12 protein-coding genes, 1 pseudogene and 1 other annotated feature are annotated in these 13,881 nt (G+C 37.0%); of the genes and pseudogenes, 3 read left to right on the top strand and 10 right to left on the bottom strand.

The genetic code is table 11. The annotated features are described in order from the left end of the window. Nucleotides 1-27: 27 nt before the first annotated feature. Complete coding sequence (locus ACUN26_RS05685) at nt 28-951, bottom strand: alpha/beta hydrolase (RefSeq protein ID WP_001102585.1); 924 nt, start codon at nt 949-951, stop codon at nt 28-30. 205 nt (nt 952-1,156) lie between these two features. Between ACUN26_RS05685 and ACUN26_RS05680 the strand changes: the two genes are divergently transcribed. Then, entirely contained in the window at nt 1,157-1,918 is a 762-nt protein-coding gene (locus tag ACUN26_RS05680) for a DODA-type extradiol aromatic ring-opening family dioxygenase (RefSeq protein WP_000982911.1), read from the top strand. Nucleotides 1,919-1,973: 55 nt separating this feature from the next. On the opposite strand, the gene ACUN26_RS05675 is transcribed toward ACUN26_RS05680, so the two are convergent. The 3 genes from ACUN26_RS05675 to ACUN26_RS05665 form a co-directional block, all read right to left on the bottom strand. Further along, the gene (locus ACUN26_RS05675; protein WP_000179320.1) at nt 1,974-3,188 is read right to left on the bottom strand and encodes a multidrug efflux MFS transporter; all 1,215 of its coding nucleotides are present in this window, start codon (nt 3,186-3,188) and stop codon (nt 1,974-1,976) included. 167 nt (nt 3,189-3,355) lie between these two features. Beyond that, nucleotides 3,356-4,207: a GNAT family N-acetyltransferase gene (locus tag ACUN26_RS05670; RefSeq protein WP_000503621.1), complete on the bottom strand. Its 852-nt coding sequence runs from the start codon at nt 4,205-4,207 to the stop codon at nt 3,356-3,358. A gap of 18 nt (nt 4,208-4,225) precedes the next feature. After that, nucleotides 4,226-4,942: a DUF554 domain-containing protein gene (locus ACUN26_RS05665; protein ID WP_000236016.1), complete on the bottom strand. Its 717-nt coding sequence runs from the start codon at nt 4,940-4,942 to the stop codon at nt 4,226-4,228. A 228-nt stretch (nt 4,943-5,170) separates the two neighbouring features. Between ACUN26_RS05665 and ACUN26_RS05660 the strand changes: the two genes are divergently transcribed. Both ACUN26_RS05660 and ACUN26_RS05655 read left to right on the top strand, forming a co-directional pair. Further along, nucleotides 5,171-6,274, top strand: a complete 1,104-nt coding sequence (locus tag ACUN26_RS05660; protein ID WP_000854521.1) for a CapA family protein — start codon at nt 5,171-5,173, stop codon at nt 6,272-6,274. A 52-nt stretch (nt 6,275-6,326) separates the two neighbouring features. Next, a pseudogene (locus ACUN26_RS05655) lies at nt 6,327-6,534 on the top strand (hypothetical protein). A 63-nt stretch (nt 6,535-6,597) separates the two neighbouring features. On the opposite strand, the gene ilvA reads toward ACUN26_RS05655, so the two are convergent. From ilvA to ilvE, 6 genes are read right to left on the bottom strand one after another with little or no spacing between them, the layout of a single operon-like run. Then, nucleotides 6,598-7,860, bottom strand: a complete 1,263-nt coding sequence (ilvA, locus tag ACUN26_RS05650; protein WP_000250553.1) for a threonine ammonia-lyase IlvA — start codon at nt 7,858-7,860, stop codon at nt 6,598-6,600. A 31-nt stretch (nt 7,861-7,891) separates the two neighbouring features. Then, on the bottom strand, nt 7,892-9,565 hold the full coding sequence (ilvD, locus tag ACUN26_RS05645; RefSeq protein WP_001255829.1) for a dihydroxy-acid dehydratase: 1,674 nt from the start codon (nt 9,563-9,565) through the stop codon (nt 7,892-7,894). A 46-nt stretch (nt 9,566-9,611) separates the two neighbouring features. Beyond that, nucleotides 9,612-10,625: a ketol-acid reductoisomerase gene (ilvC, locus tag ACUN26_RS05640; RefSeq protein WP_000861153.1), complete on the bottom strand. Its 1,014-nt coding sequence runs from the start codon at nt 10,623-10,625 to the stop codon at nt 9,612-9,614. Between the two features lie 14 nt (nt 10,626-10,639). Next, a complete protein-coding gene (locus tag ACUN26_RS05635) occupies nt 10,640-10,852 on the bottom strand; it encodes an ACT domain-containing protein (RefSeq protein ID WP_000019908.1) in 213 nt (70 codons plus the stop codon). After that, nucleotides 10,849-12,564, bottom strand: a complete 1,716-nt coding sequence (ilvB, locus tag ACUN26_RS05630; RefSeq protein ID WP_000392600.1) for an acetolactate synthase large subunit — start codon at nt 12,562-12,564, stop codon at nt 10,849-10,851. Before ilvB ends, ACUN26_RS05635 begins: the two co-directional genes overlap by 4 nt. Nucleotides 12,565-12,586: 22 nt before the next feature. Next, nucleotides 12,587-13,486: a branched-chain-amino-acid transaminase gene (gene ilvE / locus ACUN26_RS05625; protein WP_000528151.1), complete on the bottom strand. Its 900-nt coding sequence runs from the start codon at nt 13,484-13,486 to the stop codon at nt 12,587-12,589. A gap of 151 nt (nt 13,487-13,637) precedes the next feature. Then, nucleotides 13,638-13,877, bottom strand: a binding site (T-box leader). Nucleotides 13,878-13,881: the final 4 nt, after the last annotated feature.

The raw sequence follows: 13,881 nt of genomic DNA, 5'->3' as shown, positions 1-13,881 counted from the left end.
CAAACAGTTTGGGCTTAGCTTTCATTCTCATTTATTATGCGCATCTAACCAAGAAATTAAATCTTTAAACACTTCATCTCTATTCACTTCATGGAACATTTCATGTCTTCCATTTTCATATAAACGTAGTGTAACATCTTTCACACCACATTTTTTATAGTTTTCATAAACTTCTTTTACACCTTTTCCCATATCTCCAACAGGATCACGATCACCAGAGAATATATGTATTGGAAGATGTTTTGGCGTCTTCTTGTATTCTTCTAGTTTATTTACTTCTAATACACCAGAAAACAGTTCTCTATAAAAACTCGTCGTACAAATGAATCCACATAACGGATCCGCGATATATTTATCAACTTGATTTATATCTGAAGATAACCAATCAAATTTCGTACGATTTGGCTTAAAGTTCGAATTGAAGTTTCCGAAAGATAAAAAGTTTAGCACTGGACTTTTCGTTTTTGCCCCACGCAATTTCATTTCGATTGTTGCTACTTTATGACCAATAGCCCCTAAAAGCCCTGGATTTCCACCTGTTCCTGAAATCAGAAATCCATCATATAGTTCACCCCTAAGTTGTACAGCACGTCTTGATAAAAAAGAACCCATACTATGTCCTAGTAAAAACAAAGGACTTGACTGCTCTTCTTTTATCCTTTCTGAAACAAAGATAACATCCGATACAACTTGATTCCACCCTATATTTGGTTCAAAATGACCATAATCTTCTTCTTTTTTTACTGTTTTCCCATGTCCTTTATGATCATGCGCATAAACACCATACCCTGCTTCCAATAAAGCATCTACAAATTCTGTATACACCCCTGCATGCTCTGTCATGCCATGTGCAATTTGAATAATTCCTCTCGGATCTCCTTCTGGTAACCACTTACGCAAATAAATTTCCGATCCATCCAATGCCGTAACGAAACTTTCCTGTACGTTCATTTCGTCAGCCCCCAACTCTATTATGTATCTCAAAATAATGAATATCCGTTCATTATTCTTATTATGTATTATATGCAATTGCTTTCATTATGACAAATACTGTACTTTTCCGATTAGCTATCAAACTATTATGTTGACGAATAACCAATAAAATTATATAGTTACTTACATAAAGTAATTATTATATTTTTAGGAGGTTTCTATTATGATGCCATCACTATTTTTAGCACATGGTTCACCAATGCTTGCTATTCAAGATACAGACTATACACGATTTTTAAAAACACTTGGAGAAACATATAAACCGAAAGCAATTGTTATTTTCACTGCTCACTGGGAAAGTGAAGTATTAACGATTTCCTCATCAGATAACGAGTACGAAACAATTTATGATTTTGGAGGTTTTCCCCCTGAGTTATACGAAATCAAATATCGTGCGAAAGGCTCTTCTAGCATTGCATCTATGTTAGAAACAAAATTTAAGAACAAAGGTATTTCAGTCCATCATAATATGACGAGAGGTTTAGATCATGGTTCATGGACACTCCTGCACCGCATGTATCCAGAAGCAAATATTCCTGTCGTGCAAATATCAGTAAATCCATTCCTTTCTGCAAAAGAACAATTTGAAATTGGAGAAGCACTTAAAGGACTTGGACAAGAAGATATTTTAGTAATCGGGAGTGGCGTTACCGTTCATAATTTACGAGCACTGAAATGGAATCAAACTACACCTGAAAAATGGGCAATTGAATTTGATGATTGGATTATGAAACATATGCAGAATAACGATAAAGATGCATTGTTTAATTGGGAGAAAAATGCGCCTCATGCACAATTAGCAGTACCAAGAGCAGAACATTTTGTTCCTTTATTTATCGCTATGGGCAGTGGTGAAAGTGACGGAAAAGTCATTCACCGTAGTTACGAGCTTGGTACATTAAGTTATCTTTGCCTTCAATTTTAAAGAAAAAGGATGAAGCATTCATTGCTTCATCCTTTTTTCTATTTCATTCACTTAGTTAACTAACTTCCAAATGTTGTTTCTCTGATACCTCTTCGTTCTTATTATGAAAATAAACCCAAATGCATGCAATAAATAATAGTGATGATGTAGAGAAGAAAACATATTGGAAGCCTGCATGAGCTGCAATTTGCCCCCCAAGCACTGGACCAATCATATTTCCTAAAAACTGAAACGACTGATTATATCCAAATATTCGTCCCGTTACATGGGTTGGCGTATGTTGTTTTAGTAGAGTTTGTACGGAAGGTAATAATCCTGCTTGTGCGATACCTAATAAAAATCGAAGAATTAATAGTTGCCAAGCTGAGGTTACAAATGCTTGCGGGATAAAGATAATCCCTGCAGCAAACAATGCTACTACTAATGTTTTTTGAGGACCGATATGATCTGATAATCTTCCTAATTTAGGCGCTGCCAAAATAACTGCTAATCCTGTCGCAGACATAACTGCCCCTGCAATCATTTCGATATGATCTGTTCCTGGTCCTTCCAAATTCTTTACGTACAATGTAATAATAGGTTGAATTGACATATTGGCAAGTTGAATAATAAATGTTGTTACAAATAAACTAATAATTACATGCTTTGCTGGGACCATCGTCCATACTTTTTTTTGCTGTACCTTTTTTGCTTGAGCAGAGTGATTTTCTTCATGTAGGAAGAAAAAGACGATGAGGAAGGAAAGGAATAAGAAAGCTCCTGTAACAAGAAAGACATGACGCATTCCAATTAACTCAGACAAATAACCGCCTAGTAATGGTCCGAGTAATGAGCCACTCACGCCCCCGGTTGAAATTGTGGAAATTGCCCAACCTGAATGCTCTTCCGGAGTTTCTGCTGCAATAAATGTCATTGCGGTTGAAAGGAAACCAGATACTGCTCCCATCAAAAATCTAAGTGCGACTAGTTGATACACATCCGTTACAAACCCCATAAGCGTCATAATAACCGCCATACCAAGGCTAGCACGTATAAGCATCAATTTCCGTCCATGTATATCACCAAGCTTTCCCCATATTGGTGATACAATCGCACCCATTAAAAATGTTACACCAAATGCAAGTCCCGACCACTGTGCAATACTCGAAGTGCCAGTCACTCCTAACTCCTCAATATAAAAAGATAAAAAAGGAATTACTAAACTCATACCGGCTGCAGTGGTAAAACAACCTAGCCAACAAATCATTAAATTTCGTTTCCAGCTGGCCATTTTCACACCTTCTTTCATTCGATACCCATTCTACACCTTTTCTTGTAAAAAGTTTAGTAATTTGATTTAGACGTAATATTCATTACAAAAGCCGCTATTTCCTAGCAAAAACCATGTAAATTCCACATTTTTCTCATAATAAAACCAACTCCCCTATATGGAGTTGGTCAATTATCTTCTAGCGGTATTAAACGAGCATTGCAACTTCTCTCATAAAACTCAATCGGACCTGCTTGTCCAATAATTGCATATTCATATCCGTCTTGCTTCATATTATATAAACAATGATGCAACAATTCTTTCCCTACACCTTTCACACGATTTCGTTTCGCTGTCCCCATCGGACCAAATAGTCCTTTCTTTCCCCTGACTACATCATAACAAGCGAAACCTACTATCGCTTCGCCCTGCTTTGCAATATAAATAGGTACCTTTTCTTTATATGTCCGAAATCCATAATCTATCGACTGTAACCAGCGTTCACCAAATTTCCACGTAACAAAACGTACTAATGTTTCAAAATCAGCAGAGCTAGCTCTTCTAACATTACAAGATAATTTATTATAAATGGGATCAAAGCATTTTAAATCCACCGCCAAATCTCTTGGTTCAGCTATAATACGTAACACATCTTTTTGTATTTCTTTGTTTATAACTTTTTCACTCACTATACCTAAACGAAATAATGCATATATTACATGTCCTTCATTTATTAATACTTGCTGAAAACGTTCCATACGTTTCTTCGCTATTTGCAAAATTTCTAGCGTTTTATTAGCTAATTTATATTGTTCTATTTTTATGTACTCTATTTCATATTGTTCTTGTAAAGAAAGTTCTTCTAAAAAATCCGTGCCAACTTTACGAAACAAATACATATATAACTCTGCGCACACTCCTGTACCTTCTTTACACATGCCGATAAAAAGATGAACTGGTTGAATTATATTATATTTAGTCTCTTTTGCTGCAATCTCCAGTATTTTATGAACACGTTTTGTAAATTGGAATTCCCCCATATGTATCTCCATCCTCAACTACTTTACTAACAAACCGTAACCATAAATAATTGAAACAATTACTCCAACTACCAATATACCTGGAAGTAAATTCGCTACTTTAATTTTAATAAATCCAAGTAAGTTTAATCCAATGGCGAATATCATAATGCCGCCCGTAGCTGTCATTTCCACTATAAATTGATTCATTAATTCTTTCGGGACAAAACTATTAATTTGTGTTGCAAAAATGGCAATAGCACCTTCATATAAAATAACTGGAATCGCTGAAAATACTACGCCGATTCCTAGAGTTGTCGTTAATATAATCGAAATGAATCCATCGATAATCGCCTTTGTGAATAAAATATTATGATTTCCGCGAATTCCACTGTCCAATGCACCAAGTATCCCCATCGCGCCAATTGCAAAAATAAGCGTCGCTGTTACAAACCCTTCTGATATACTCCCTTTCCCCTTCGATCCAACTTTATTTTCTAACCAATCTCCTAACAGTTTTAACTTTTCTTCTAATTGTAACCATTCCCCAATTACAGTACCAATAACTAAACTTAGAATCACAACAAGAAAGTTTTCACTTTTTAATGCCATTTGAAGGCCAAGTACAGTAACCGCTAAACCGATTGCATGCATAATTGTTCCCTTCATACTTTCTGGAATCTTACTAAATAATTTACCAAGTAAAGTACCGAATATAATACAAATGCCATTTACAACTGCCCCTAATATAACCATTTCTCATTCTTCACCTTTCGAATTCTTTATTTCTATATTTTGGTTTACACATTGATTTACAAGTTATCTATATGTTAACTTAATATTGAGAATATTAACAAATGAATTTCACTACTATAACCCGTTTTTTTGTAACTATACATATTTCGATAACTACCTTTAGTGGATTCATTTTAATCTAAATGCGGAAGTTTTCAATAACGGGATAAACTCAAAAGGAAGGTATATATGAAAACTTTACTAAAACGATTTCTGTTAATAGCCTTTTGTATTACACCAATTGTTGTATTAATCAACTACTCTTTTATTTCAAAAGCGAAAGACAAACCCGATTTGCAAAGCAAATCTAGTAAAACAGTTACAAAAAGCAAAAAGAAAATAGAAGACCCGGAAATTACACTCACTTTCTCTGGTGATACAATGTTCGATTGGCAATTACGTCCTATTATCGAAAAAAACGGGGCTGATTATCCATTCCAACATGTAAAAGAAGAAATAACAAAAGCAGATATTTCCTTTGTTAATTTAGAGTCGGCCTTTACAACGAGAGAAAAGAAAGCACCTGGGCAATTGTTTTGGATTAAAAGTGATCCATCTACACTACAAGCCATTAAAAACACTGGATATGACATCGTAAATATTGGGAATAACCATACACTTGATTATGGGCAAGATGGATTATTAGACACTATCTCTCACGTAGAAAAATTAAAGTTCCCTTACATCGGGGCCGGAAAAAATGCAAAAGATGCATATACTGCACGAGAAATGACCGTAAAAGGGAAAAAGTTCAAATTTCTTTCCTTCGTTCGATTTATGCCTGATTCTAATTGGGTAGCTGGTGACAATAAACCTGGCGTTGCGAACGGATATGATTTAAATCTTGTAACTAAAACAATTAAGGAGCAAAAACAAGATGCAGACTATTTAATCGTCTATATGCATTGGGGCGTTGAAAAATCAAATCGTCCAGTAGAATACCAAAAACAATATGTACCTAAAATGGTTGAAGCAGGTGCTGACGCTATTGTCGGAAGTCACCCGCATTGGTTACAAGGGTTTGAGTATTATAATAAAGTTCCTATTGCTTACTCATTAGGTAACTTTTTGTTCCCGAGTTATGTGAATGGAAAAAGTGCAGAAACTGGCGTCTTAACTTTAGCTTTTAAAGGAAAGGATATCCAAATGTCATTTAACCCTTACATCATTCGTAATAACCAAGTTTCCCCAGTAAATGAAGAAGAAAAGAAAAAAGCTCTACAATATTTACAAACGGTTTCAACTGATGTAGAAATTGATAGTACTGGAAAAATAATAAACACACGTAACTAAACAGCACGAAATCTATTTCTCTGTAACAAATACTACAGAATAGTCGATAGACATACTGAAAGACTTGTTAGAAAACGTTCTTAGAATATTTATAGCCATCCTGCTTTTATGCTCCTTTTTTCTGTTAGACTACTAAAAAAATAAAGGGAGAAAGAAAACTTTCTCCCTTTGAATTTTCATTGTACATAATCATTCGTATCGCGATATATTTTTGGTTAACTAGCTTTCTCCTTCATGAATTTGGAGAGTATTTCGTTTAACTATAAAAAGATAGAACAAGTAGCATTTTCCTTGCTTGTATCTATCTTTTTTTATTTTTTCTACTAAATAAGCAAATCAAACAAAACAGGATTTTTATTAAGCTCCACAAATTGAATATTATTTTCTTTAAAACGAGTAATTAATTGCTCATAATCTTCTTTATGTTTTAATTCTACCCCGACCAGCGCTGGACCATTTTCTTTATTATGTTTCTTAATATACTCAAAGCGCGTAATGTCATCTTCTGGTCCTAATCCTTTATCAAGAAATTCTCTTAGCGCACCTGAACGCTGTGGAAATTCAATGATGAAATAATGCTTTAACCCTTCGTAAATGAGAGAACGTTCTTTCATTTCTTGCATTCTATCAATATCATTATTTCCACCACTTAGCGTACATACAACTGTTTTACCTTTTATTTCATCCCTGTATAAATCAAGTGCTGCAATAGAGAGTGCACCAGCCGGTTCAGCTACAATTGCATTTTTCTTATACAGTTCTAAAATCGTCGTACAAACCTTTCCCTCTGGTACTAAAACAATGTCATCAATGACATCTTTACAAGTTTCAAATGTTAACTTCCCTACTTTTTTGACAGCTGCTCCATCAACAAAACTATCTATTTTCTCTAATGCTACATTTTCGTTTTGAAGGAAAGCCTCTTTCATAGATGCAGCCCCCATCGGTTCTACACCAATTACCTTTGTAGCTGGACTAACACCTTTCACATATGTACCTACACCCGATGCTAACCCACCGCCGCCAATTGCTGTAAAGAGATAATCAACTGCCTTATCCATATCGTGCATAATTTCAACAGCTACTGTTCCTTGCCCTGCAATTACATACGGATCATCAAACGGATGCACAAATGTCATCCTATTTTCCTCACAATAGCGCTGCGCTTCTTGAAAAGCACCATCAAATGTATCGCCAACTAACATGATTTCTGCAAAGCTACCACCAAAAAATTGAACTTGTGATACTTTCTGTTTTGGTGTCGTTGTTGGCATAAAGATTTTCGATGGAATATTTAATAAATTACACGTATACGCAACTCCTTGTGCGTGATTGCCAGCACTTGCACAAACAACACCATTTTGTAATTGTTCTTTCGACAAACTTTGAATTAAATTGTATGCACCGCGAATTTTGAAAGACCGAATTACTTGCAAATCTTCTCGTTTAATATACACCTCACATTCGTATTTTTCAGATAAAACCTTATCACGTTGCAAGGGCGTTTTCATGACGATATCCTTCATACAGTTATGAGCCATAAGGATATCTTCAATCTTCACTCTCTCCTTCACATTTTGCACCATTTTCTATCATCCTTATCTCTTTTATTTTGACTCAATCAAAATTCGGCACCTTTAGAACTGCACCTGTATTCGCCGATGTTACCATCTGAGAATATCGTCCAAGCCAGCCCGTTTTCACTTTCGGTTCTGGTCGTTTCCATTCTTTTTTACGTTTTTCTAATTCCTCATCACTCACTCTTACTTCTAGCAAGCGTTCCTCAACATCAATACATACAATATCCCCTTGTTCAAGTAGTGCGATTGTTCCACCCGCAGCTGCTTCTGGTGAAATATGCCCTACCGAAATGCCACGTGAAGCTCCAGAGAAACGTCCGTCCGTTAATAATGCAACCTCAGCACCTAATCCCATTCCAGCGATTGCTGATGTTGGTGCTAACATTTCAGGCATACCCGGTCCGCCTCTTGGCCCTTCATAACGAATGACAACTACATCTCCTTTTTTCACTTTCCCAAGCATAATGCCAGCCAATGCCTCATCTTGTGAATTAAAAATAACGCAAGGTCCTTCAAATCGTTTTACTTCGGTTGCCCCGCTTTTAATAACCGCTCCATCTTTCGCTAGATTTCCTTTTAAAATACGTAAGCCCCCCTCTTCACTATGAGGGTTTTCAAGAGAATGAATCACTTCCTTATCTTTAATCTCTGCATGAGCAATGTTTTCTCTTAATGTTTGCCCAGTAGCCGTAATACGGTCTAAATGAAGTACCCCTTCTTTTCTGCTCATCTCTTTCAAGATTGCACTAATTCCGCCCGCTCGATCAATATCTTCCATATGCCAGTTAGAAGCTGGACTTACTTTACATAAATGCGGTACACGTCTTGAAACAGCATCAATACGGCTCATATCATAATCTAGCCCTGCCTCTTGTGCGAGTGCTAGCGTGTGTAATACTGTATTCGTTGATCCACCCATCGCCATATCAAGTGCAAAAGCATCGTCAATTGCTTCTTCTGTTACAATATCACGCGGTTTAATATCTCTTTCAATTAAAATTTTCAGTTTCTCTGCTGCTTGTTTAATTAACTCTTCACGTCTTGGATCAATTGCTAAAATACTACCGTTTCCAGGAAGGGCTAAACCTAATACTTCACATAAACAGTTCATAGAGTTCGCTGTAAACATGCCGGAACAAGAGCCACAAGATGGACAGCCATGATCTTCAATATCTTTTAATTCTTCTTCTGAAATTTTCCCAGATTGATAAGCTCCTACCCCTTCAAAAACAGAACTAAGGTCAACAACTTCCCCCTTAGATGTTTTCCCAGCTGCCATCGGTCCACCTGAAACAAACACAGTCGGAATGTTAATACGAAGAGCTGCCATCATCATACCTGGCGTAATTTTGTCACAGTTTGGGATACAAATCATGCCGTCAAACCAATGTGCATTTACAACCGTTTCTACTGAATCTGCAATAATTTCACGACTCGGTAGCGAATAACGCATACCGATATGTCCCATCGCAATACCATCGTCTACTCCAATTGTATTGAATTCGAATGGTACCATACCTGCTGCACGAACGGCTTCTTTTACAAGTTTCCCAAACTCGTTCAAGTGCTTATGCCCTGGAATAATTTCAATAAAAGAATTACAAATCGCAATAAACGGCTTATCAAAATCCTCATCTTTCAAACCAGTTGCTTTTAATAAACTTCGATGTGGCGCTTTATCAAAACCTTTTTTAATCATGTCGCTTCTCATCTTGTCAAATCCCCTCTTACGTATTTTTCACTTATATTCTCTTAATCTATTTCTTTACTAACGTTTTCTTTTCTGGTTCCTTAATCCAGCTCATCATTTCACGAAGCTCTGTTCCTACTTTTTCTAACTGATGATTTTGTTCTGCTTTTTTCATCGCGTTGTATGTTGGACGACCTGCTTGGTTTTCTAAAATCCATTTTTTCGCGAATTCACCTTGCTGAATTTCTGTAAGTACTCGTTTCATCTCTTTCTTCGTTTCATCTGTAACAATTCTTGATCCTGTTACATAATCTCCAAACTCTGCCGTATCTGAAATAGAATGGCGCATGTTCGTTAATCCACCTTCGTACATTAAATCAACAATTAACTTTAATTCATGCAAACATTCAAAGTATGCAATTTCAGGACGATATCCGCCTTCAGTTAACGTTTCAAAACCAGCTTTTACAAGTGCAGTTACTCCGCCGCAAAGCACAGCTTGCTCACCGAATAAGTCTGTCTCTGTTTCTTCCTGGAATGTCGTTTCAATTACACCTGCACGTGTACAACCTACACCTTTTGCATATGCAAGAGCTACATGTAATGCCGTGCCGGTTGCATCTTGATGCACTGCAACTAATGCCGGAACACCATTTCCTTCTTGGAATACACGGCGAACGAGATGACCTGGGCTTTTTGGTGCGACCATCGCTACGTCTACGTAACTTGGCGGATTAATTTGTCCGAAGTGAATATTAAATCCATGTGAGAAAAGTAACATTTGCCCTTCACGAAGATTCTCTTCTACTTCTGTTTTATAAACATGTGCTTGTTGTTCATCCGGCAATAACATTTGTACAACTTGTGCGGTTCGAACCGCTTCTGAAACGGACATTACTTCAAACCCATCAGCTTTCGCTACTTCATATGACTTACCAGGACGAATGCCAACTACAACTTCCACACCAGAATCACGTAAATTTTGTGCTTGGGCATGACCTTGAGATCCATATCCGACTACCGCAACTGTCTTCCCTTGTAATAACTCTACTTTTGCATCTTGCTCATAATACGTTTTCATATTCCATACACTCCTTATAATTTGTTTACTTGTAGTACATTGATTAATTTTTTCAGCTGACTGATGAGTAATGTTGCTTCTTGTTCTGTACAAACTGTTGTTAACTCCATTTCATTTTCATTTAAATTTAATGAAGAAATATAATAACCACGCCGAGCAAAAATTCCACTTATGCGTAATAAGACGTTTGGGTCGTTATGGATAACTAGTGAAAAAGTATGACTCATTCTTCCCACCTCTTCATCATCATTTCATTATTCCCTTTGTTTGGCGGAACCATCGGAAATACGTTTTCACCTTCTTCTACACAAAAATCAACTACGACAGGACCTTCGTGCGCAAAAGCTTCTAACATCACTTTTTTCGCCTCTGTTGCATTTGTTGCTCTTAGCCCCCTCACTCCATATGCTTCTGCTACTTTTACAAAATCAGGTGATCCAATTTTTGATTCTGATAAACGATTCTCATAAAACATTTCTTGCCATTGCCTTACCATCCCTAAAAATTTGTTGTTTATTATAAATACTTTTACAGGTATGTTATTTTCTGCAATTGTTTGCAGTTCCTGAATATTCATTTGAAAAGAAGCATCGCCCGCAATACAGATGACAAGTTCTTCTTCTTTAGCAAGCTGGGCACCAATAGCTGCTGGGAAACCAAATCCCATTGTTCCTAATCCACCTGAGGTAAGAAAAGTACGAGGTTTTCTCGCTTTATAGAAGTGAGCAGCCCACATTTGATGCTGTCCTACTTCTGTCGTGACAATTGCTTCACCGTTCGTTAATTCACTTACTAGACTAATAACATGCTGTGGTTTTAACTCACCTTCTTTTTGATTGTAGGAAAGAGGATATTCCTCCTTCCATTCCTCTATTTTCGTAAGCCATTCATTTGTTTGTGTACGAATTGGCATATGCAACAACATTTGTAACGCTTTTTTCACATCTCCAACAATCGGATATTCCACAGTTACATTTTTATGGAACTCCGAAGGATCTATATCAATATGTACCTTTTTCGAATGCGGAGAAAAGAGTTCTAATTTTCCTGTTACACGATCATCAAAGCGAACACCTAAAGCAAGTAGTAAGTCACATTCTGTTACTGCCATATTTGCAGCGTACGTACCATGCATACCGAGCATTCCTAAAAACAATGGATCTCCCGGCGGATATGCACCTAGTCCCATTAAAGTTGAAACGACAGGAATACGATTCTCTCTTGCAAACTTGATGAGTTCTTCAGATCCACCTGAATGAATGACACCTCCTCCAATATATAGAAGGGGACGCTTTGCTTTTGAAATTGCTTTAGCCACCTTTCTCAGTTTCATACTGTCTGGTACAACTTCCGGTTTATATCCTATAATGTTAACTTCTTCATTAAAGAAACTTGTCACATTTGCATTTTGAATATCTTTTGGAATATCAATTAATACCGGTCCCGGTCGCCCACTATTAGCGATGTAAAAAGCTTCTTGCACGATACGTGATAAGTGATTTACTTCACGAACTTGGTAATTATGCTTCGTAACAGATACAGTAATTCCGACAACATCAGCTTCTTGAAATCCATCTTTACCAATTAAAGGCGTTGCAACTTGCCCTGTAATAACAACTAAAGGAATCGAATCCATATAAGCATCTGCTAAGCCCGTAACTAAATTCGTCGCTCCTGGGCCAGAGGTAGCAAAGACTACCCCGACCTTTCCAGAAGCTCTCGCATACCCTTCAGCCGCATGAATGGCAGCTTGCTCATGACGAGTTAAAACGTGCTTCAATCCACTTCCATATAACGCATCGTATACTGGCAAAATCGCTCCGCCCGGATAACCGAAAACAGTCGTTACACCTAATTTTTTCAAGCATTGAATAACGTGTCCGGCACCTGTCACTTCTTCGCACTGTAATTTCTCACATGTTGTATACTGTTCCTCCATTTCGATTAACTCCTCTCCCTTTCTACGCTAAACTTTCCGCCAGTCCTGGAACACGTACTCCTCTTTCTCTCGTCAATTTTTTAAACTCTTCAGTTAATCGTTTCGTTACACTTCCTGGTTTCCCATCTCCAATTTCTCTAGAATCAACTTTTACAACTGGGATTAACTCTGCTGCCGTTCCTGTTAAAAACACTTCATCTGCTACATATACGTCATGGCGAGTAAATGGCCTTTCCTCATACGAGATATTAAGACGCTCACATAACTCGATAACACTATTTCTCGTAATACCTTCTAGCGCCCCTAAATACGAAGGAGGTGTTAGCACTTTTCCATCTTTCACAATGAAAACATTATCTCCAGACCCTTCACAAACATATCCTTGTTGGTTAAGCATAAGCGCCTCGAGTACGCCTGCTTGCGCTGCTTCAATTTTTACAAGTACATTATTTAAATAGTTCATTGACTTAATACGTGGATCTAATGCATCTGGCGTATTACGTCTTGATGCTACAGATACAACGCTTAGTCCATTATCATAAAATTCCTGAGGGAATAACTTTAATTGTTCTGCAATAATAATTACGCTCGGTTTCACGCAAGTCCTCGGGTCAAGCCCTAAATCCCCTTTTCCTCTTGAAACAATTAATCTAATGTAGGCATCAGCGTATTCATTTTTTTGAAGTGTCTGTAAAACGGCCTCTTCCATTTCTTCTACCGGCATTGGAATCGTCAGTAAAATAGATTTCGCCGATTCATATAATCGTTTCACATGTTCTTTTAGACAAAATACATTTCCTCCGTAACTACGAATCCCTTCAAATACACCGTCTCCATATAAAAAACCGTGATCATATACTGAAACAACTGCCTTTTCTTTTTCTACAAATTCCCCATTCATATAAATGTACTGGTTACCCATCTCACATCGCTCCTCTTTTTTTCTCTCTATTTTTGCAATCTATTTCTACATCGATTGCTGAGATAAGTATTTTAACAGAATATTCAGTATATAAATCTTAAAAATATACTCATCTCAACAATCGATTACGTACATACTTGTAGCAATCCATTGCTGAGACGAGGGAATCGTGGTACCACTCAGCTTCCTTACACTTCTCACGAAATATAAGCTTTGCAAGTCCAATTAGACTTTTGTTTTTCTATCGGAAACAATTCCGCTACTTTTTACTAGTTTTCAAAAGTAGTGCTCCGAGGTGATCTTCAATGATTCGATTGTTACTACCCTCACAGCCTTGGGGCAGCTCTCTGAAACAATCTATATCATTTACTCTCCTCTTCCACGCATTCTTTTAT

The organism is Bacillus sp. WC2503, assembly GCF_052682895.1.
The sequence above is the reverse complement of the archived record's forward strand: the minus strand, read 5'-3'. Positions and strand labels throughout refer to the sequence as shown.